A 21,714-nucleotide genomic window follows, 5' to 3' on the forward strand; every position below is an offset into this window, starting at 1 on the left:
TCACACAGAAATGCGACAGATTATGAAAATGCAGACATCTTTGAAACCAAAACATTTTTTTCTGGAGATGTGTTCATCATAACATACAGGTCGGTATTTCGCACCTTATAAAGGAATAATCATTTGTGGCGATATGGCTCGGGGTCGATGCCGTAACGTTTCATCACCTGCTGGAGAGCCTGGCGCTCCATACCGCAAAGGCGGGCAGCCCGTGCCACATTCCCCGCGGTTTTCTCCAGAAGAGCCCCCACATAGCTGTCGTTAAACCCTTTGAGGCATTGCTCCTTGGCCTCCTTGTAAGGCAATGCCGTCAGGTCCGGCGCCGGGGAGTCCCCTGTGGCCGCGGCCGGTGCCGAGGCAAGAACCTCCCGGAGGTCCTCGGGCTCCATCATCTCACCTGTGGCAAAAAGAAGCCCCTTCATCACGAGGCTCTCCAGCTCCCGGATGTTGCCCGTGAGGGGAAGCTCCATCAAAAGGGCCATGAGCTTATCCGAGACGGGCAGAGGATCTCGCCCCATGGTGTCGGCATGCTTGTGGATAAAATGGCTCACCAGGGCCGGGATGTCTTCTCGCCGTTCCCGCAACGGGGGCAGGCGCAAAGGAAGCACGTTGAGGCGGTAGTAGAGGTCCTGACGAAACTCGCCCTTTTCAATGGCTTGCACCAGGTCCTTGTTGGTGGCCGCGATGATGCGCACGTCCACGGGCACGGACTTCGTCCCCCCAAGGGGTTTGATCTCTTTTTCCTGGATCACCCGGAGCAGTTTGGACTGAATGGCCGGGCTGATCTCTCCGATTTCATCCAGAAACAGCGTGCCCCCGTCGGCCGCCTGGAAGAGCCCCTGGCGATCCGAAGACGCCTGGGTAAAGGCCCCCTTTTTGTAGCCGAAAAGCTCGCTTTCCAGAATCTGCTCGGGCACCGTGGGGCAGTTCACGGTGATAAACGGGCCGTTGCGGCGCTCGCTCTGGGCATGGATGGCCCGGCAGGTGAGTTCCTTGCCCGTGCCGGATTCGCCGGTGACCAGCACGGTCATGTCGGTGCGGGCCACCATGCGGATGGTCTCGAACACCTTGAGCATGGCAGGGGAGCTGCCCACGATGTTGTGGAAGGTCTCTTTCTCACGAAAGGCCTTGTGCAGGCGGATGTTCTCGCTGATGAGCCGGTTCCGCTCCAGGGCCTTTCTCAGCCGGAACACCAGGGTGTCGTGATCAAAGGGCTTGGCAATAAAATCATAGGCCCCGGCGCGGATGGCCTCCACCGCCGAGTCGATGGAGCCGTAGGCCGTCATCATGATCACCGCGATGCCCCGCTTCAGCTCCTTGATCTGCCGCAGCAGCTCTGCCCCACCCATGCCCGGCATCTTCATGTCCGAGAGCACCAGGTCAAACCGCTGCTCCTGAATCATGGCAAAGGCCTCCTCACCGGATGAAGCGGTCTCTACCCGGCAGCCCAGGTCCGGCTCCAGGCTCCGCTTGAGGAGCCTCAGCATGTCAATTTCGTCGTCCACGATTAAGATACGGTGTGTCACTGTTTTTCTCCAAAAAAGAGGGGGAGCAGGGCTAGGGCTAAGGGCTAAGGGCTAAGGGCTAAGGGCTAAGGGCTAAGGGCTAAGGGCTAAGGGCTAAGGGCTAAGGGCTAAGGGCTAAGGGCTAAGGGCTAAGGGCTAAGGGCTAAGGGCGTTTAGCTGAACGCGGCCCCCGGGTCAATCAAAAAACATAAAAACCTCACGCCCTGTTCACTATTTGCTCTCGTTCCCAGGCTCCGCCTGGGAATGCCCATCGGAGGCTCTGCCTCCATGCCCGAAGCCATGATAACCTGGGTTTAAGCCCTGCACCACGGTATCCCGTACCGGCAAGGCAGAGCCTTGCACAACACACTCCCAGGCTGAGCATGGGAGCGAATAGAAGGTCAGCGGCCACCGTCACGCCTTATTGCTCTCGTTCCCAGGCTCCGCCTGGGAATGCCTCTCGGAGGCTCTGCCTCCATGCCTGAAGCCATGATAACCTGGGTTTAAGCCCTGCACCACGGTATCCCGTACCGGCAAGGCAGAGCCTTGCACAACACACTCCCAGGCTGAGCATGGGAGCGAATCAAAAACCTCACGCCCTGTTCACTATTTACCTATTTTCCCTATGGCCTGATTTTCCTTCATCCCCCACCGTCGGCAAATGAACCGTAAACGCCGTCCCCTTCCCCGGCGTGCTGATCACATCGATCTCGCCCCCGTGATTTTTAATGATTCCGTAGCTCACCGACAGGCCCAGACCGGTGCCCGTGCCCGTGGGCTTGGTGGTGAAAAAGGGATCGAAGATTCGGGAGCGGGTCTCGGCATCCATGCCGGAACCGGTGTCGGCCACGGTGACAAACACGGTACCCGGCTCCTCGGCCCCGGTGGTAACATGGATCTCGCCTCGACCGTCGATGGCGTGGACCGCGTTGATAATGAGGTTTATGAGGACCTGCTTGATCTGTTCGGGGTCGGCGTGGATCTCCGGCAGGTTCGGGCCCAGCTCGGTGATCACCTGGATGCCGTCCATCTCGGCCTGGTGCCGGGTAAAGGCAAGGACCTCTTCGATGATGGGGTGGAGGTGGCAGGCCCGTTTTTCCGAGGGGCCGCTCCGGGCAAAGTTGAGGAGAGACTCCACCACCTTCTTGCAACCGATGACGTGCTTTTCGATGACGGAGAGATCCTCTTTCAGGCTGCTCTCGTCCTCGGCGCTGCGCTTGAGGAGCTGGGTATAGCCTAGAATAATGCCCAGGGGGTTGTTCACCTCGTGGGCCACGCCCGCCGAGAGCTCACCCACGGCGGCCAGTTTCTCGGTGGTGGCCATCTTCTCCCGCATGGTGAGGGTCTCTTCCACGTCCCGGACCATGAACAGGACCGCCTGCTCCCGGCTCTCCATGTCGGTGACGGTAACCCCGCTCACCAGGGCCCGGAAGGACCGACCGTCCACATCCTTCAAGGCCGCCTCGGTGTTTCCCACGCGCCCTTTGCGGGAGACGGTCTCCATGATCTCCCGGAACTCATCGGCGTCGGCAAAAAGATCCCCGAGGGACGCCCCGGTATCGAGGCGGTTTCCCGCCGCCGGGTTCAGGGCCAGGACATTGCCCTCGCCTGTGGCTATCAGAATCATGTCCTCTGAAAGCTCAAACATCCGGCGGTATTTTTTTTCGGAAACGGCCAGGGCTTCGGTGCGCTCGTCAACGAGCTTTTCCAGATTGCGGTTGAGCCAGGAGAGCTCTTCATGGGCCTGACGCAGGGCCCGCCTGTCCCTTAAAATCGCCCGGTTGATCACCCAGACCCGCTCAAAGAAAACCGTCACCGAGGCCACCAGAATAAAGGTCAGGGTGTTCACCGAGCCGCTGAAAGGACGAATATGCCCCCATACCCCCGTAAAATCGAGAAAAAGCAGCAGTTGCTTGAGAATATGACCCGCCGACCGGGAGACGGCAAAAATGGAAAGGGCCGCGCACACAAAGAGGAGATAGGTCCAGAGGATGTTCTCTTTTTCCAGGGTGGTGAGCCGCACCATGCGCCCGAAACAGAAAAGGGAAAACACGATCATCAGCATGGAGCCGACGAGATCGACAATGAATATGGGAAAGGAGGAGACAATCATGATGCGTCCCCCTTTTTACGGCGTGTTTCCGCCTGGGTCAGGAGCTGACCGAGCCCCACCCAGAGAAAGGCGATGGCAGGAACGCAAAGGAGATGGTCCAGCTTGGCGATGTAATACATGACGGCAAGGCCCGGCACAGGCGAGGTGATATGGAGCTGCCCCGTGGCAAGGCGCTCCACCGTGACCAGCTTCACCTGCTCGTCCACAAAATGGACAAAGATCGTGTCCACATTCCAGAGGATAAAAAGAATGGCCGCATACTGGACGTTGCGCCACCCTTTGCGCACCGGCAGCTCATCCCGCTTGATGCGAAAGGCAAGAAACCCCATGGCCAGGGCAAACAACACATGGGCCGCCTGGTGGACCAGGATCCCTTCGATGCCCCCGTGCCCCTGGGTAGCATGGGCCGGTGAGACCACAAGAAAAATTAAAAGGAATAAAAAAACGACAATGCGTACCATGGTGTGGGGGTCCTTTCAACGCCGGCACAACGAAAGCCCCGTAGGATGGGCAAAGCGCCAAGCGTGCCCATCTTTCACCGGGAGGCCCGAAGCGGTGATGATATGTTACATTCCGGCAAGCCGATTCCGGCCTCCCGCCGTGACCGGTTATTCCCGCGCCCGATGGGCACGGCACCACCTTTGCCCATCCTACCGAATTTCGCCCTTCGCCCTTCGCCCTTCGCCTTTTGCCCTTAGCCTTTTGCCTTTCCCCTTTTACCTTTAGCCCTTATTAGCCTTTCACCTTTTTCATCCCCCACCGCCCCAACGCTGTCGTAATCAACGTGGCGTTGTAAAGGTAGAGGTAAAGCGCCCCCGCCCCCACGGCCTGGGAAATACCCGGCAGCATGAGCCCGCGGCTTCCGGTCAGAGCTTCCAGATGGTCCGGCGTAAAGGCGTGGTATTCGACCCAGAGCAGAAAGAGGAACATGGGAAAGAGGTAGGTGATCCCCATCTCGAAAAACTTGTCGAGCATCAGGTGTTCATAGGCTTCGTCGGCTTCACGGTCCAACCCCTTGTATACCGCACTTCGCACTGTTTTGTCATCAATCTCCCGGGCCTGCTGCTTTGCGGAGAGGCGCTCTTTAAATCGCTTTGCTGCAGAGGTGGCGGCCTTGCCCTTTCTCATGCGGGTCAGGCCCATGGAGAGCAGGGCCCCGACCAGGGCTGCTACGCACACCTGCAGGGCGGGCGAAGCCCCCGAGAGGGGGGAAAAGCAAAGGCTGATAAACGAGGCAAAAGCCTTCATCAGGGGAATCACCACACCGCCGAAGATCCAGTCGGCGGCCAGGTCCAGTATGTCGTTCAATGCATCCATACACACCTCATTGCATGCGTCCTACAGGGCCACGGAAGGCTCTGCCGGAAAACGCAAAAAGCCGCACAGGCGTGCGGCGCTCCACCCTGCATTCCGATGCGAGACGAGTCGACGGGCGACTCGTCTCGCAACCGAGCCTGATGCGTGGCTTAGTTCTTATTTTCCGGCCTTACTCTTCGACCTTTTCAAACTTCACCATGGGACAGCCCGAGCAGACATCAAGGCCGGGCCAGGCCTGCCCGCCCTTGCCGAGGAGGGAGGGGCCACCGGTGGTTTCGATGCGTTTTTTAAGCTGAGCAGCGGTGTCCAGGATCTGGTTGCCGGGGACAAAGACGTTCATGTAGTTCATCTCGGTCTTGCCGGAGGCCTTGGAGCCTGCGCACATGGTGGTCATGTTCAGGGTGTTGTTCTTATAGGCGTAGACGCTGCCCGAGCACACCGCGGAGTTGGGGGTGCAGAACAGGGGCAGGTTGCACTTGCCGGTGCCGCCCATGTAGTCGTTCATGATGTGGTAGGCCTGGAAGGGAACCACCATCATAAAGACCACGTGGGGCTCAAGGCCTGCCTCGTCGAATTTGTCCAGGGGCGCCATGAAGATGCCTTTGCAGGCACCCACGTCCAGCCTGGCCTTCTCCTGGGGAGCCTGCCAGGAGAGATCCGGGTCAAGGAGATATTTTTCATGGTTCTTCCCGTCCACGTCCCGGGTCAGCTCACGGAACCCGAAGACGGGCTGGGCGTTTTTGCACTGGAGGCGCTCCGGGGGCATGAAGAGGCTGTGACGCGCGGAGCGGGCAGCGGCCAGGTACATGCAGTAGGAGATCTTGGCCTTGGATTTGTGGGTGACGGGCAGGCTCTCAATCTCGTCTTCGTCGAAGATGTAGCGAATGCCGACGGGATCGTAATCCAGGCGAAAGTTCCAGATAAAGGCGTTGTGGGCATCTGTATAATTCATGGCAAAACCTCGTGATGACTTAAGGCCCCCAGCGTGCCGGGGGCCGTGTGGTTATTTTTTATAAGAAAGCCGCCCTTACCTACCGGAGGAAGGGAATCGCATTGGTATACTTAAGAAATACGATGAGAAGAATCAATGCCAGAGCGCGTTTCAAAAAGATTTCCGGCAGTTTCTTCTGAATCTTGGGCCCGATCTTGCCGCCCATGATGGCACCGGCTGCAATGAGGGCTGCCATGATCCAGTCCGGAGAGTAGCCGGAGAGGATGTAACGGGAGATACCGCCTACGGAGGTGCCGAAGGTACCGCACAGGGAGATGGGAACAGCCAGGTACATGGGGTAGCCCATGACGGTGGTCATGAAGGGCACGAGCATGAACCCGCCGCCCACGCCGAAGGCAGAGGCGATGCAGCCGATGAGGATCCCGCCGAAGAAAAGGGCCACGGGGTTGGCGCGGAAGGCCTCACCCCAGAAGGAGAAGCTGATGTTGGTGGCGTGCCAGCCTTTTTCCAGAACCACCTTGCCCATCTCAGCGGCACGGCCCTCTTTCTTGGCAGCGGCCATCTCCATGTCAAACTTCTTGACGATGGCTTTCACGGCCTTGTTCTTGTTGATGGATTTCTGGGTTGATTCGTACCAGAGCTTGATGAACAGCACGAGGCAGAAGAAGCCCAGGTAGAACTTGTATGCCTTCATGGGCAGGTACTTGGCAGAGTACGTGGGACCGATCCAGAAAGCGCCCAGAAGAATACCGGACACGAAGAACAGGGCCACGGGCCAGGCAAAGCGCCCCTCTTTAAAGTAGGAGTAGACCCCGGTGATGGGAGAGCAGAGGGTCAAAAACAGGTTGGTGGGCTTCACGGCGTTGGCAGCGTTGACCCCCACCATGCCCTGGGTCCCGATGACGGTAATCTGGAAAGCAGCGGTAAAGAGACCGCCTGCGGCCCCCACGATAACGAACATGCAGCCGATGACAAGGGCACCGAGGAACACCACCAGGGGGTTCATGTAGGTGCCGCCGATGCGGAAGTAAAAACCACGCTTCTGCACGGACGCTTCACCGGCTTTCTCGCCGTTGACAAAAACGTCCAGGCCGGTGTCCGGTGCGATGCGCTTGCTCACCTTAAAGGAGGCTGCAAACTCACCGGTGGCTTTGTCCAGGGTCAGGGATACGTCCTTGTTCCAGGTTTTGGACGCGTCGCCGCCCATGACCATGCGTGCGTTGCCGCCGCCGATGGGGCGCTCTTTGGAGATGGTGTTGATCCCGAATTTGTCCTCGTGGGTGAAGGTGAGGAACTTCCACTGCTCAGCGGTCTTTACGGAGCCGAGCTTGCCCTTCACATCCTCGGGGATGGTCTCCCAGGCGTTGATCTTGTTGACCTCAATGTCCCACTTAAAGGGAGCAAACCACTTGCCCTTGGAAACCACCTTGGGGGTGGCCAGGGCCGAGGGGTTGGTGGTCACGGCGTAGAACACCGGGGGAATCTCGGTATCGCCGAATTTTTTGCCAAGCTTGGCCGCTTCCTGGGAGCCGATGGAGTCCTCGGCCTTGAACAGCTCGGAAGAACTCACCACCAGGTAGAGCTCTTCGCCCGGGGCGATCTTCCCGGTCACGGTCAGGGTGTCTCCGGCCTTGGGGGCCGGGGTGTCAATGGTCGCCTGCGGCGCCGCAAACGACGTAGCGCTCCACAACAGCATCAGGCCGGTCAGCACGGCCATGTTGATCATTCGTCCCTTTTTAAACATCGCAACATCCTCCAATCACGAATAAAACGCTTTATTAAACAACAGTGGTTCATCAAATTAAATTGATGATAATCATTTATTCTCTTGGCTGCTCGGTATTACAAAGGGCATGCCAAAAATGGAGCGGGACGGATTTTTTGTCATTTTCCTTATCATCTTAATCAGTTCAGCTGATGGAATTTTTCAGCACACCAGGAACATCCGGCTGATTTCGCATGCTTTTAGATGCAGCGCCATAAAAACATGGCGCATTTTTCTTTATGCAGCCGCACCCTTCCGGTAACAAAAAGCTGACATGTTGATCTTTGGGGGAAGCGTAATAAAGCAGGTGATAGGGAATAGGAAATAGGTAAGAGGGAATAGGGGATAGGGTTAAGGCGAAGGGTTAAAGGTGAAGGGTTAAAGGTGAAGGGCTAAAGGCGGAACCCGGAATGGTTTTGAATTGGCGTGGGGCCGGTGGTTCGCGTTACGTTAATCGGTGCGGGGGCCGCACCCTACGTGTCGCGGCACCAACGGTGAAGGCCTGAAACCATCTTCGGCAACTGTCATGCCCGCCTCACCCGTAGGATGGGCAAAGGCAAGTCGTCACCATCCCGGATGATGAGAGCCTCGGCGCCGTGCCCATCAGAAAGGGCGAAAGGGTAAAGGCGAAGGGCGAAGGGCGAAACCCGGAATGATTTTGATTTGGCGTGGGGCCGATGGCTTGCGTTACGTTAATCGGTGCGGGAGCCGCACCCTACGTGTCGCGGCACCAACGGTGAAGGCCGGAAACCATCTCGGTATCCTTCATACCCGCGTCACCCGTAGGATGGGCAAAGGCAATCCGTCACCCTCACGAGTGACAAAACCCTTGGCGCCGTGCCCATCAAATATAACGAGTCCTCTCCACCAATCGGTGCGGGAGTCGCACTCTACGCCCCCAACTACAATCAACTCAGGTCACGATACCTCGTAGGGTGCGCCGTGCGCACCGCGAATCACCGAAAAATCTGCAAATCTTATCAGCTAACAGGCCGACGTTCCTACCGACCCCACATGAAAGGTACATGCCTGCATCACTCTTAGCAGCATACCAGCCAATCTTCATTACTCTACAATGAATTTGACAACGAGCATCACACAGAGTATCTATCATTAAAGCCTCACCAATCACCTCCCCGCAATCATTAAATTTACCAACAAAAACCAAACACACATAGCCTTAGAAAAGTAATTCCTAACAAACAGGAATCCACATCTATGACTTTTGAAGAAAAAGAAAAATGTGCTCAAATTTGGGAAATGCTCACAGGGGAAAAAACAGATGCAAATGCTTGGTGTGATCAGGCAGGAGACACCCTGGCCGAAGCTCTCGCCTCTATCCATTCCTGTTCGCACGCCATGAAACACGTCCCAAGGCCCCTTAGCTCCAGACCCGGTTACGGGTGGGTCGTAGGCTACGTATTCACCGTAATGAATCAACGCTACGGCATGAATAAAGATTTGGTATTCAGTTCTTGTGAAACGGTTCGTCTATGGCAGTGGAAACATGCCATTCAAATCGAGTTGGGAGCATGCCAACGTTAACAGGTACACGCCTATACGGAGAGCCCCCATGAAAAAATGTTTTCTGGTCCTATGCCTCATCTCATTATTTGCCACCTGTGCCTTTGCTCTGGATGGCACCCTTTCAGATTTCTCACATTACCGATCCTCACCCTTCCAGTGGGTCTACCCAGAATATTTCTATAAGGCCGATATTGTATCCGTGGAGTCGAAAAACGATCGGAAAGAGTCCGTGACCCGGATTGAATTTTTCGGTCTGTCAGCATTTATTCCGGATCACTACGTAAAGTCGCCCCAAAACATTTCGAAAAACACAATTTATTATCATTCAAAAAACGACAAGAATGAGATGTTCTTCTTAACCCTCAACGATGAAAAAATCCTTACAGGTTCTGAAGCAACAAGGGAAAAATCCAAGGATTTTTTCTCTGCGTTCTCCTCCGCCGAAGAGTTCCACAACAAAGTCTTCACCCTCACACCCGACGTAATCGATGAAACAACCCCAACAGGCGATCTCTGGATGATCCATGCAAAAGGTATGCTCTTTGAAGACACTCAGCGCATAAAAATTATCAAAGGAGACAGGTTCACGGCCTACGCCAGAATGTTCAAAAAAGAGTTCCCGCGATTAACTGAGGACCTTGCCTTTTTTCACAAACAGCTTCCCGAAAATAAATTCCTGACCATGGGGTTCCGAACACACGACAACACGCCTGACATCATTCTTTCGACTATACAATGACAGGGGGAACGCTGCCCACCGGGATTTTTCATCATTCAAAAAGCCACAACGACAATTAGCCCAACCAACGGCTCCGTTCCATCGTCAAGTGTAGCCCGCCGCCTCCTTCATCCCCGTCACCCGTAATAACGGCAGCGTCACCCTGACCGAACAACAAACTCTCACGCATTGCCATCACAACGGCGAAGGGCCAATGGCTAAAGGCAAAAACCATCACGAAACCCTTCATACCCGCGTCACCCCGTAGGATGGGCAAAGGCAAATCGACACCCACCCGAGCAACAAAACCCTTGGCGCCGTGCCCATCGAATGCAACGATTCACCGCCACCAATCGTTACCTCTAAATCCCCGGCCACCGGCAATCAACCGTCACCCATAAAAAATCACATCCCCACATTCACCCCCTTCATCTTCTCCTGCTCTTCTTTATAAATGGCCATGATCCGATCAATCTTTTCATACTGCCGGGCCAGCAAATCCTCGGTGATGGTTCGGATCCCCCACTTTTTAAAATCGATCTGAAGGCCGTTGCCGCCCGGTGCCTCGGCCTGTTCCAACTCGATGTAAAACGCTCCCACTGAAGACAAAAGCCTGTGAACATCTTTGATGGAATCGCAAAGCTCCGAGATTTCCGACCCTGCAAACATGCCGGGGCCGGTCTGGGTATCCAAAGAGGCCATGGTGATCTCCTTTGTCCGGGTTGCACATGAAGCATAGAGAAGGATCTGGGAGAAGCCCGGGCGGGCCTCCCCCAGTCCTTTCCCCCCTTCCCTCCTCACGCAACGGCACGCCGTATCCCCCAAACAGGCAGGAGAGGCAAAGGCGCACCGCAACACTCCCGTGCCCAGGCAAGGCAAGCTGAGAAAAGGACACCACCGGTGCCTTGCCCGGATAAAACCGCACGAAATACTGATCAGCGAGCCACGAGAGGCATTTTTTTACAGGACGGCCGTCACTCAAAACGAGCAGAAGACCACCCTGAAACCGGGCCTGAAACAGGCAGAATAAGGACGCACCTTCGGGAAATAAAAAAGGAGATAAACCGGCCACGGCCACAAGGGACAGGGCTGTCCGTCACCACGCAGAAATCCCAAAGGGCGTCATTCAACCCGTCAGGCAAAAATGCGTGTGTTCATGGGCCATTTGAAACGGCAATAGCGTTGATAGAAGGGCCGCGGGTTACCGCGTTGCGAGGAAAAAACGTCTTGAAATGGATCGGGGCGTGATGTAAAAAACCGCTTAGCCATGACGACCTCCTTTGAAGGTTGCTCTGGTCAGGCCTGGCAGGATGGTCGGACATCCTGTCGGGCTGCTTCTTGAACTCCATGATCTCCGCAATCACTATTGATTACGTCCCACCCTAATTTCATCTTTTTGATGTGTCAATAGTTTTTTATGTTAAATCTAAGTGTTATCCATTTCACACCTAATTTGGATGAATTCTCAGTCCAATTCTCCCCCACTTCCAGCATACAGTCACTTTTCAGCTCTGTGCCGCTAACTGCCTTTCAAGTTATACCAAATCCCGCCATTATTCTGTCAGCAAGTCTCCCCACCGATTCGTGTTTGAGTAACAGATCGGATAAACGTGAACACTCCCCATAAGAAGGTGCGTTCGTGCTCCCCAAAAAAACGAATCAATCCTTTCAGCAATTTTTTTGCATTGCACAATGTTCTCTCTCCAGGGTTGTTAGTTTTTCTAAATTGAAAAATAGGATTTTGAGGCGTATGACTAAGGTGCATTTATTGTGGGGAGCATGCTGGTTGAAAGGGGTAACGAGATTTAATCTCACGAGATCATTTCGTATACAATACTTTTTTCAAGCAAAAAACATAACATGAGATTTTGCATGAACATAAGGATAAAAAACCGGCAGCTTTTTGGAAGAAGTGTGTCCAAGGTCAAAGTCAGAATTTTGTTTCTGATGCATCCTTGGCATATCCCCCCGCACAGGCTTCTACCAGATAAAAATACCGGAAAAAGGCAGGAGATATGTTTTGTATTTTGACAGGTTAAACACAGAAGAGTTGTGAGCAACCATTTTGGACTTAGCACGCTCAAAATATTCTTCTGAATACTTCGGAACCGTCCCCCTCTGGCAACAACTGTTTGATAAGGATGGGACATTCAAATTTACCAAAGGGTATTCAAATTTTTATTGAAAAGTGTGTAACTGGATATTTATCAATAGTAAGGAGATTCTCAATGAGAAAAAAATCACTGCTTATTTGCTTGGCTTTTATATGTTGCATTTCTTTTCCGTTTGCAAGTGTTGCCGAAGAAAGTTCGGGGCTAAATGACAATGAATTAATCGAATCCATAAAAAACTTCAAACCATCATTAGATTCACTGAATGATATGTTTATCAAGTATGGTTTGGATGGTGAATTTTTATCAAAAAACTACTATGACGTGAGGAGATCTTTCCAGGCTTTTGTTCGCTACCAGAACTACGTTATAACAGAAAACCGTTATGAGCCAGGCGCATGCAAGCCAGAAACCTCGGTTTATCGCGGAAGAATTGAACTAACACCTGAGCAAAGTAAGAAATTGGAAATTTTGGCAAATGATATATGCAGGGAGGTCAATAACTACCTACTGAAACAACAGCAGGAAAGAGAAGCTGAATTAGCCAGAGAAAAAAAACGGGAAGAAGAAAAACAGAGACTTGAACAAGAACGAAAAGAAGCAGCGTGGCAAAAGGAAAAGCAAAAAAACCTTGATAAAGCAGCATCAATGAATTTAAAAGGATACATACCAGGGGTTTTGCTTCTTTTTCAAGGCCTTAACGACGGCAGAATAACCTTCGAAGAAGCAAAAAAATACCTAATAGTAAGCAAAAGAGAAGACAGATATTTTAAAGTATCTAATATAGTAGGCAAGTATGTAATATACATGTCACGCCCCAACGGCATGTACCAATTAGCCCTAATAAACAAAGACAATAAATATTACGCGCAGAATTCGGCACTTGAGGAACCGGCTTATTACATAATCAAGGGTCGCAAAAAATTCTCCAATGCCTTTGGTAATACAGTTGATGTTATAATTTTCGAAAAAGTGGACGATTAAGTATAGCCCAACATTACGCATGAATATAAGGGGCGCAGGTTATTAACTTGGCGCCCCTTATTTGGACGATGATCGGACCTACACACCTGATATTTGGGATCTTCCTGATCATTTTCGATTATAAAACAGTGCCTATACCAAGAGGTTCAAAAGACCAAAAATCGAACGAGGCAACCTAAAGGGCTGGCTATATGTACCTATATTCCGAAAAAATAGAGAGCCGGTGGTGCTCCAAACAAAAGATGGGCACGCTTCGCTTTGCCCATCCTACGTGGGCTTCGTGGTTCTGGTGATCGCTTGTTAAATTCCTGACGACTCAGTTTGAGTCTACTCAGCTCAAACCTTTTCCGGTGGATATGTTTTTAACCCTGTAGGATGGGCAAAGGTGGTGCCGTGCCCATTGGACGGGCACCTAACCGATTGCTCAGATTCGAGGTATCGGAGATTCTATATCTTGCCGTTTTCATCGGCGATGTGTGTCGACCAGAAAGAGGGGGAACTGAAGCTGATGGTATTGCCCCTCATAATAAGCAGGGTGAGCTTTCGCACCTTTTACCGCAACGCAAGCCACTGCCTCTCACCCATTGCCTCAAGACGTTTTTCGCGGGTTAATATTTGCTGTTTTTCGGGACGTTAGGTGGTGCGCGCGGCGCACCCTACCCAACCTCCCCTACACCGTCGGCCACGCGTCACCCCGCAGGGTGGTCTTGAGCACCATTTGCTCGGTAAATCAACACCCTTTGCCATGCCTATTGGTGGCAAGGGACGTGCAAACGCTTCGGTTTTCATGATTGTTTCCGTGCTTTGGCGGTGCGCAAGCGCACCCTACATTTCCACCCCACCGGTCACGCGTAACCGTTCTATCGCCCATCAAAAGGTGTCGATCCCCTCCCACATCGACAGGTCAATACCGAGGCCAATCCTGAAACGGCCACGGCTTCTGGTCCGTGTTGTAGGTCAGGAAATCGAGATGGTGAGAAGAAGGCCCCCAGGTTTTTCCCGAACCGCATGATTTTGTCATTGGGGCTGCGGGTTACCAGGCTGCAGATCAACTGGAACAGGGCAAGGACCACAACGATGGCCAGGACGACCCGTGATGCGATCCAGAACGCCAGCATGAACAGCGCCCGAATGCCCTGAGCTACACGGCTGCTGTCACTGTCTGATTTTGTTTCCATGAAGTTCTCCTTTGATTGGTATTCCGTGCTTATTGTTAGAAGTTACAGACACCCTCTTCAAAATCTACGATGGCGGCATGTTTTGACGCACTCCAAATCACATCCATATACTCTTTCTTAAAGTCGGCGGCGGCTTTGCTGTCCTCGACGGTGAAGCCAAAGTCCTGCAATGTTGCGGGTACAGGTTTTTTGAACCGATGTAGAAGGTGCGTTCGTGCTCCCCAAAAAAACGAATCAATCCTTTCAGCAAATTTTTTGCATTGCACAATGTTCTCTCTCCAGGGTTGTTAGTTTTTCTAAATTGAAAAATAGGATTTTGAGGCGTATGACTAAGGTGCATTTATTGTGGGGAGCATGCTGGTTGAAAGGGGTAACGAGATTTAATCTCACGAGATCATTTCGTATACAATGCTTTTTTCAAGCAAAAAACATAACATGAGATTTTGCATCAATATAAGGATAAAAAACCGGCAGCTTTTTGGAAGAAGTGTGTCCAAGGTCAAAGTCAGAAATTTGTTTCTGATGCATCCTTGGCATATCCCCCCGCACAGGCTTCTACCAGATAAAAATACCGGAAAAAGGCAGGAGATATGTTTTGTATTTTGACAGGTTAAACACAGAAGAGTTGTGAGCAACCATTTTGGACTTAGCACGCTCAAAATATTCTTCGACAATTTGCAACGTCTCGGCAACAACTGTTTGATAAGGATGGGACATTCAAATTTACCAAAGGGTATTCAAATTATTATTGAAAAGTGTGTAACTGGATATTTATCAATAGTAAGGAGATTCTCAATGAGAAAAAAATCACTGCTTATTTGCTTGGCTTTTATATGTTGCATTTCTTTTCCGTTTGCAAGTGTTGCCGAAGAAAGTTCTTACCCAACCGATAAAGAGTTGGTTGAATTTTTGAAAAATTATGACGGCAAAAAAGAGTCGTTAAACGAACTTTATATTAAATATGGTCTGGACGATGATTTTTTTTCCAAAAAATATGCTATTCCACGAAACAAGATGCATGTTTTTATGCAAACAAGTAAAGATATCTTATTAGAAAATAGCCACAGAACTTCTTCCACTGTATGTGAGCCTATAAGCGCCATATATAACCGAGGAAAAGACACAACACCAGAGCAACACGAGAAGTTGCAACTCTTAGCAAATGACATCTGCAGATCTGTTAACAACTTCAGGGCAAATCAAGAGCAACAAAAGGAAGCTGAGAGTGCAAGGAGAAAAAAACTTGAACAAGAACGAAGAGAAGCAGCGTGGCAAAAGGAAAAGGAAAAAAATCTTGATAAAGCAGACTCCTTGGGGCTAGGAGGATACGTACCAGGTGTTTTGCTTCTTTTTCAGGGCCTGAATGATGGCAGAATAACTTTCGAAAAAGCAAAAAAGCGTCTAATAGTTAGTAAAAGAGAAGACAGATATTTTAAAGTATCTAATATAGTAGGCAAGTATGTAATATACATGTCACGCCCCAACGGCATGTACCAATTAGCCCTAATAAACAGAAAGACAATAAATATTACGCGCAGAATTCGGCACTTGAGGAACCGGCTTATTACATAATCAAGGGTCGCAAAAAATTCTCCAATGCATTTGGTAATACAGTTGATGTTATAATTTTCGAAAACGTGGACGATTAAGTCCAGCTTAGCATTACGCATGAACATAAGGGGCGCAGGTTATTAACTTGGCGCCCCTTATTGGACAGTGATCAGACCTACACACCTTATATTTGGGATCTTCCTGATCATTTTCGGTTATAAAACAGTACCGACACCAAGAGGTTCAAAAGACCAAAAATCGAACGAGGCAACCTAAAGGGCTGGCTATATGTACCTAATTCCGAAAGAATAGAGAGCCGGTGGTGCTCCAAACAAAAGATGGGCACGCTTCGCTTTGCCCATCCTACGTGGGCTTCGTGGTTCCGGTGATCGTTTGTTAAATTCCTGACATCTCAGCTTGAGTCTACTCAGCTCAAACCTCTCCCGGTGGATATATTTTTAGCCCTGCAGGATGGGCAGAGGTAGATGCCATCGGCCGGGCACCTAACCGATTGCTCAAATTCGAGGTATCGGAGATTCTATATATTGCCGTTTTCGTCGGCGAGGCGTGTTGACCAAAAAGAGGGGCCTGAAGCTGATGGCATTGCCCCCTCATAAAATGCAGGGTAAGCTTGCGCATCTTTCACTGCAACGCAAGCCACCTACCTCCCACCCCTTGACTCAAGACGTTTTTCGCGGGTTAATATTTATTGTTTTTCGGGACGTTAGGCGGTGCGCACGGCGCACCCTACCTCACACCACAGGCCACGCGGCACCCCGTGGGGGTTCTTGCACACCATTTGCCCGGTAAATCAACACCCTTTGCTATGGCTACTGGCTGCAAGGGACGTGCAAACGCTTCGGTTTTCATGATTGTTTCCGTGCTTCGGCGGTGCGCAAGCGCACCCTACATTTCCACCCCACCGGTCACGCGTAACCGTTCTATCGCCCATCAAAAGGTGTCGATCCCCTCCCATATCGACAGATCAATACCGAGGCCAATCCTGAAACGGCCACGGCTTCTGGTCCGTGTTGTAGGTCAGGAAATCGACAATCTGAGACAGGTAAACCCCCAGGTTTTTCCCGAACCGCATGATTTTGTCATTGGGGCTGCGGGTTACCAGGCTACAGATCAACTGGAACAGGGCAAGGACCACAACGATGGCAAGGACGACCCGTGATGCGATCCAGAACGCCAGCATGAACAGAGCCCGAATGCCCTGGGCTACGCGGCTGCTGTCACTGTCTGATTTTGTTTCCATGGAGTTCTCCTTCGTCCGTTATCCGTGCTTATTGTTAGAAGTTACAGACACCCTCTTCAAAATCTACGATGGCGGCATGTTTTGACGCGTTCCAGATCACATCCAGATACTCTTTTTTAAAGTCGGCGGCGGCCTTGCTGTCCTCGACGATGAAGCCAAAGTCCTGCAATGTGGCGGGGTACAGGTTTTTTGAACCGATGTAGAAGGCGGCGTCGTCCACGCAGATGACTTTGGCGTGGTTTGCGATGCCCCTTCCATTTGCCCAGGTGTCGACGTTGTCTGCGATGCGTATGGGGGCAAGCTGCAGGCTGTGGCAGATGATCTCTTCGGCGGTGGTTTGGTCCACACCTGCCCGGGCCCGGACTTTTCGAATCAGGATGTCGGTGATGTCGGTCATCTGATCCATGTTTGAATAGGGAGCGGCCAGGCTCTGCTTGGCTCCGGGGGAGCTGACAATGATTTTTACGGGGATCTCCCGGATCAGCTTGTCGGCAAGTATATCAAACAATCTGGCATCGTAACAGGAGTTGGACACCGGGGGTGCACACATGGCAAGCAAATCCTGCTGGGAGATGAAGACGCTTTCCGTGGCACTTGCGATCAGGGCCCGCAGGCCTGCTTCCTCGGGGTTTGCGACACTGTATTCCGCGTCATTGTTTACGTAATCGGTGTGGAGCCTGGAGCAGGTCGCTTTGCTGTCATTGGCAGGCTCAAGGCCACCTGCCGTGCCGCCGGGAACGTCCATGCCGAACCCCAGGCCGCCCAAGGCCAGGACAGGGGCGTCCCCCTCGACCTGTGAGGCGGAAACCTCGTGGGGTGTGGGAAACCGAGTTATGGAGTTGAATCCCTCTCCTTTGACAACCTCCACGTAAAAAAGGCGTGACCACCAGTCCTGGCTCCAGGTTTCGGCAAAATCCCACAGCAGGTCGGCAAAGGTGTGGGCCGATTCGGCGGCAGGTCCTGTTAATCGCATGCTGACATCGCTCACCGGGTTCGGGCCGCCTGCATAGGCACCTTCCCAGAGATTGTGGCCACCTGTAATAACCGTTTTGCCGTCCACGGCGACCATTTTGGCGTGATTCCAGGAATAGAGCCAGCTGGTCTCAACACCGGCCACGATGATGCGGGCGTTGTCCGCAGAAGACCCCAGATCCGCTTTTAAGCGATCCATGTAGTTGGAGGCGGTTTCGGTCAAGCCCGTATCCACACTCCCCATGACAGGGGGCGTGCCCCCCAGAATACGAATGGTGATGTCCGGGTTGTGGGTAAGGGCCTCTTTGAGGCCGCTTACGATGGCTTCCTGGAACATGCCGTCCGGGTAGGTGACCAGGGTGGTGATATCCACCCATTCAAGGGCTGCCGCGATATCGCTGCGGATGGCATCGGCAAGCCTCTGGGCACCGGTGGCGCCGGAACAATCCCCCTGCCCCCAGCAATCGGGAGACTGCAGAAGCCAATGGCTGCCGCCAACACCATGCCCGGCGATGAGGTTGCCGTCTGTGCGCTTCCAGACCGTGCCTTCCGAACCGGGGGCAAGCTGCCGAAGCTGGGCTTCCACGGCATCAAGGTGCGGTGTCTCCGCACATGCGGCGGACACAAGAAAATAAGAAAGAAGCAAAATCGCGAGAAGTGATAACCGAAAACACCTGGAAAAAGAACTGGACATGGTACGTCGAACCCCCGTTGAGAGTACTTGAATTCAAGGAATTGCCTGTCTTTAAATGCTATCGTTTCAATCAAACAGGGATAATTTATTATTCTAACCATGTCAACATAAGAAAATACGAGAAAAAGGGTGGAGCATTGGCCATTGCCCCACCCTTTTTCATGGTGTCTTGATTTGTCATTCAGCGCTTCGGGGCCGAGCCCGGCAATGCAACCGCCATCCCGGCCCCTTTCGCTTTTACTGCATCATGCCAAGGACTACTTCACATCTTTCACCGCAAGGGTGATCTTATGGATTTCTCCTGTAAAACGGGTCTCTTCGCGCCCGATGCCGATGTCTTCGGCCACCGGTGTCTGGTTGTCCAGGCCGACGTCAGCCGTTTCATCGGCGGAGAAAATCAAGGGCTGGGTCTTTTCGATGCGGCCATTGGCCACGGCCTTTCCGTTCACGGAGAGAGTCGCCTTGCCGCCCTTGCCGAGCCCGCCGCCGTCGTAGACGAAATCGAGTAAAATCGTGGCTTCTCCCTCGGGGATTGCCTTTTTGGATTCCACGGTATATCGCTCAAGCCCCAAAAAGTTATAGGTGTAGATTGGCTTGCCGTCTTTCATGTAAAGGGACCAGCCCCCGAAGCGTCCGCCCTGGGCAAGGATCACGCCATTTGCTCCGCCCTTGGGGATGGCGACCTTGGCCGTGATTGTCTTGGAGCGGTTCTTCACATTCATGAAGGTGTTCTCCAGCATACCATCCATTCCGGGGTAGAGCGTCAGTGTCATCCGGTCGCCCAGGATATCCGGTCGGCCCGCAATGGCAGGGTTCATCCGCTCAATCACCCGGTCATCGATGGGCAGGGCATGGTATTTTTCAGCCTCCTTCATGAACAGTGCCTCCAGCTCGGCAACCTTTTTCGGGTATTTGTCCGCCAGGTTCTTCGCAAGGCTGAAGTCCCTTTGAACGTTGAACAGCTCCCAGGTGTCCGACTCCAGGGGAGGCATATCCACGGTCTGCCAGGGCGCACGGTGAATTGTCCGCGCGAACCACCCTTCATGGTAGATCGCCCTGTTGCCGAACATCTCGAAGTACTGAGTGGTGTGCCGTTCTTTGGCGCCTGCATCATTGAACGAGTACAGCATGCTCGTGCCTTCCATGGGCGTTTGAGGCGTGCCGTTCACGCTCTTGGGCTCGGGAAGTCCGGCCGCTTCGAGAATGGTCGGCGCAATGTCGATGACGTGGGAAAACTGGCGGCGTATTCCGCCCTTCTCCTTGATGCCGTTCGGCCAGTGGACGGTCATGCCGTTGCGGGTCCCGCCAAAATCCGAGGCCACCTGCTTCGTCCACATAAAGGGTGAATCAAAGGCAACGGCCCACCCGGCTGCCATGTGCGGGAAGGTCTGCGGACCGCCCCACTCGTCGATGAGGGGGAGCAGGTCTTCAACCTTCTCCGTGACGTTGTTGAAGTAGGTCATTTCGTTGTACATGCCCACAAAACCGCCCTCGGCGCTCGTGCCGTTATCACCGGCAATGTAGAAGATCAGTGTGTTGTCCATCTCGTCGATCTCTTCGATGGCAGCAATGAGGCGACCCACTTCGTGGTCGGTCTGCTCCAGGAATCCGGCAAACACCTCTGCCTGACGGGTGAACAGGCGCTTCTCGTCGTCGGTGAGGTCATCCCAGTCTTTGATGTCCTTGGGTTTGGGGGGTAATTTGGTGTTGGAAGGAATTATCCCCATCTTTTTCTGCCGGGCCATGGTTTTTTCGCGAATTTTGTCCCAACCCTCGTCGAACTTGCCCTTGTACTTTTTGATCCACTCCTTGGGAACATGGTGCGGTGCGTGAACCGCGCCGGTGGCAAAGTAGATGAGGAAGGGCTTGTCCGGGGTCATGGACTGCTGGGCCTTTACCCACTGGATGGCCTGGTTGGTCATATCAACCGTGAAGTGGTAGTTCTCCGTCTTCGGCGGCGTCACCTTGATGACCCCATCGTAGATCAGCGGATACCACTGATCCGTCTCCCCCCCGATAAAACCATAAAACTTGTCAAACCCCTGATGGGTGGGCCAGCGGTCAAAGGGGCCGGAGACGCTTGTCTCCCAGGCAGCGGTTTCATGCCACTTACCAAAGGCCCCCGTACTGTAGCCGTTAAGGCGAAGCATCTCGGCCAGCGGCGCAACACTGTTGGGCACCTGGCCGGTGTTCCCGGGAAACCCCGTTGAGGATTCCATGATGGAGCCGGTGTTGGCGGTGTGATGGTTGCGCCCGGTTTTAAGGGCATTCCTCGTGGGCGAGCAGAGGGCCGTGGTGTGGAAGTTGTTGTAGGTGATGCCCTCTGCGGCGAGCATGTCCAGGGTCGGTGTCTGAATGGGGCCGCCGAAGGTGCTGGGACCACCGAAACCTATGTCGTCAATGAGCACGATGACGATGTTGGGGGCTTTTTCGGGGGCCTTGACCTCAAATAAGGGGGGTGTTTCCACGTTACGCACATCGAGTTCGCTGTAGGTTGACCTTTTCGGCTCCTGGATCGGCAGGACCGTGCGGTCAAGGGCCTCCCGCGCTGAAGCCTGGGTGGTCAAACCGGCAAACAGTGTCAAGGTCATACAGAATATGGTGATAACCGAATATCTCATGAACTGTCCTCCTGTGTTTGTAGCGTGTCAACGACGTGGCGGGAATGCCGGTTCCCACACACACAGATCCGAAGCAAGGATTCCCTCACCCGAATCCTCCATTGCGCTTGCAATCAGCCAAGAAGAGCCATGCCTGACGGTTGGCATGGCGCGCCCGGACACCTCTGCGGGGTCGCGATTGCGAAAAATTAAGCGCCTCGAAACAGGAAAAAACCTGCAAGGCGATGCTGAGTGATAGAGAGACTTGGTATTGCTGGGTATTGAATGTGCGAGGGACGTGGCCCGGTTTTTCGAAGAGAGCTTATGGGGGAGGGGCCGAAGGGGACAGAGTTGAGGGTCTCACCAATGATGAAACACCGAATATAATGACAGATTTTAACGAAAAATCAAACAGATCCTGGTTCAGCCAGAACGCCGGCCACCATAAATAAAAGCGGAGGGACGT

Annotated in this window: 16 protein-coding genes; 4 read left to right on the forward strand and 12 right to left on the reverse strand. The window is 52.9% G+C overall.

Annotation, left to right across the window (positions count from 1 at the left end; genetic code table 11):
• Window positions 1-119: 119 nt before the first annotated feature.
• From ACOYW2_RS18780 to ACOYW2_RS18805, 6 genes are all read right to left on the reverse strand, one after another.
• On the reverse strand, window positions 120-1,526 hold the full coding sequence (locus tag ACOYW2_RS18780; RefSeq protein ID WP_482767546.1) for a sigma-54-dependent transcriptional regulator: 1,407 nt from the start codon (window positions 1,524-1,526) through the stop codon (window positions 120-122).
• Between the two features lie 589 nt (window positions 1,527-2,115).
• A complete protein-coding gene (locus tag ACOYW2_RS18785) occupies window positions 2,116-3,618 on the reverse strand; it encodes a two-component system sensor histidine kinase NtrB (RefSeq protein WP_482767547.1) in 1,503 nt (500 codons plus the stop codon).
• Window positions 3,615-4,079: a hypothetical protein gene (locus ACOYW2_RS18790; RefSeq protein WP_482417566.1), complete on the reverse strand. Its 465-nt coding sequence runs from the start codon at window positions 4,077-4,079 to the stop codon at window positions 3,615-3,617. The genes ACOYW2_RS18785 and ACOYW2_RS18790 overlap by 4 nt, the downstream gene beginning before the upstream one ends.
• A 271-nt stretch (window positions 4,080-4,350) precedes the next feature.
• The gene (locus ACOYW2_RS18795) at window positions 4,351-4,935 is read right to left on the reverse strand and encodes a hypothetical protein (RefSeq protein ID WP_482767548.1); all 585 of its coding nucleotides are present in this window, start codon (window positions 4,933-4,935) and stop codon (window positions 4,351-4,353) included.
• Between the two features lie 169 nt (window positions 4,936-5,104).
• Window positions 5,105-5,887: a DUF169 domain-containing protein gene (locus ACOYW2_RS18800; RefSeq protein WP_180140146.1), complete on the reverse strand. Its 783-nt coding sequence runs from the start codon at window positions 5,885-5,887 to the stop codon at window positions 5,105-5,107.
• 79 nt (window positions 5,888-5,966) lie between these two features.
• Entirely contained in the window at window positions 5,967-7,631 is a 1,665-nt protein-coding gene (locus tag ACOYW2_RS18805) for a sulfite exporter TauE/SafE family protein (protein ID WP_482767549.1), read from the reverse strand.
• 1,239 nt (window positions 7,632-8,870) lie between these two features.
• Here ACOYW2_RS18805 and ACOYW2_RS18810 point away from each other — a divergent pair.
• Window positions 8,871-9,197 carry a hypothetical protein gene (locus ACOYW2_RS18810; protein WP_482417570.1) on the forward strand — a complete coding sequence of 109 codons (327 nt, stop codon included), beginning with the start codon at window positions 8,871-8,873 and terminating at the stop codon, window positions 9,195-9,197.
• A gap of 28 nt (window positions 9,198-9,225) precedes the next feature.
• Window positions 9,226-9,918, forward strand: a complete 693-nt coding sequence (locus ACOYW2_RS18815; RefSeq protein WP_482767550.1) for a hypothetical protein — start codon at window positions 9,226-9,228, stop codon at window positions 9,916-9,918.
• Between the two features lie 384 nt (window positions 9,919-10,302).
• Here the strand turns inward: ACOYW2_RS18815 and ACOYW2_RS18820 are convergent, their stop codons facing one another.
• Window positions 10,303-10,599: a hypothetical protein gene (locus ACOYW2_RS18820; protein WP_092215145.1), complete on the reverse strand. Its 297-nt coding sequence runs from the start codon at window positions 10,597-10,599 to the stop codon at window positions 10,303-10,305.
• A 1,526-nt stretch (window positions 10,600-12,125) separates the two neighbouring features.
• Here ACOYW2_RS18820 and ACOYW2_RS18825 point away from each other — a divergent pair.
• Window positions 12,126-12,992 (forward strand): hypothetical protein, encoded by an 867-nt coding sequence (locus tag ACOYW2_RS18825; RefSeq protein ID WP_482767551.1) that lies wholly within the window; start codon window positions 12,126-12,128, stop codon window positions 12,990-12,992.
• An 860-nt stretch (window positions 12,993-13,852) separates the two neighbouring features.
• Here the strand turns inward: ACOYW2_RS18825 and ACOYW2_RS18830 are convergent.
• Entirely contained in the window at window positions 13,853-14,170 is a 318-nt protein-coding gene (locus ACOYW2_RS18830) for a DUF4389 domain-containing protein (protein WP_482767552.1), read from the reverse strand.
• Between the two features lie 35 nt (window positions 14,171-14,205).
• Window positions 14,206-14,436, reverse strand: a complete 231-nt coding sequence (locus tag ACOYW2_RS18835; RefSeq protein WP_482767553.1) for a hypothetical protein — start codon at window positions 14,434-14,436, stop codon at window positions 14,206-14,208.
• A 529-nt stretch (window positions 14,437-14,965) separates the two neighbouring features.
• On the opposite strand from ACOYW2_RS18835, the gene ACOYW2_RS18840 reads away from it, so the two are divergent.
• Window positions 14,966-15,742 carry a hypothetical protein gene (locus ACOYW2_RS18840; RefSeq protein WP_482767554.1) on the forward strand — a complete coding sequence of 259 codons (777 nt, stop codon included), beginning with the start codon at window positions 14,966-14,968 and terminating at the stop codon, window positions 15,740-15,742.
• Between the two features lie 964 nt (window positions 15,743-16,706).
• Here ACOYW2_RS18840 and ACOYW2_RS18845 read toward each other — a convergent pair.
• The 3 genes from ACOYW2_RS18845 to ACOYW2_RS18855 form a co-directional block, all read right to left on the reverse strand.
• Window positions 16,707-16,982 carry a DUF4389 domain-containing protein gene (locus ACOYW2_RS18845; protein WP_180140132.1) on the reverse strand — a complete coding sequence of 92 codons (276 nt, stop codon included), beginning with the start codon at window positions 16,980-16,982 and terminating at the stop codon, window positions 16,707-16,709.
• A 34-nt stretch (window positions 16,983-17,016) separates the two neighbouring features.
• Entirely contained in the window at window positions 17,017-18,540 is a 1,524-nt protein-coding gene (locus tag ACOYW2_RS18850; RefSeq protein ID WP_482767555.1) for a phospholipase D-like domain-containing protein, read from the reverse strand.
• Between the two features lie 365 nt (window positions 18,541-18,905).
• Window positions 18,906-21,269, reverse strand: coding sequence for an arylsulfatase (locus tag ACOYW2_RS18855; RefSeq protein WP_482767556.1), 2,364 nt, complete (start codon window positions 21,267-21,269; stop codon window positions 18,906-18,908).
• Between the last annotated feature and the right edge of the window lie 445 nt (window positions 21,270-21,714).

The organism is Desulfoluna sp. CLI2B (assembly GCF_056847375.1).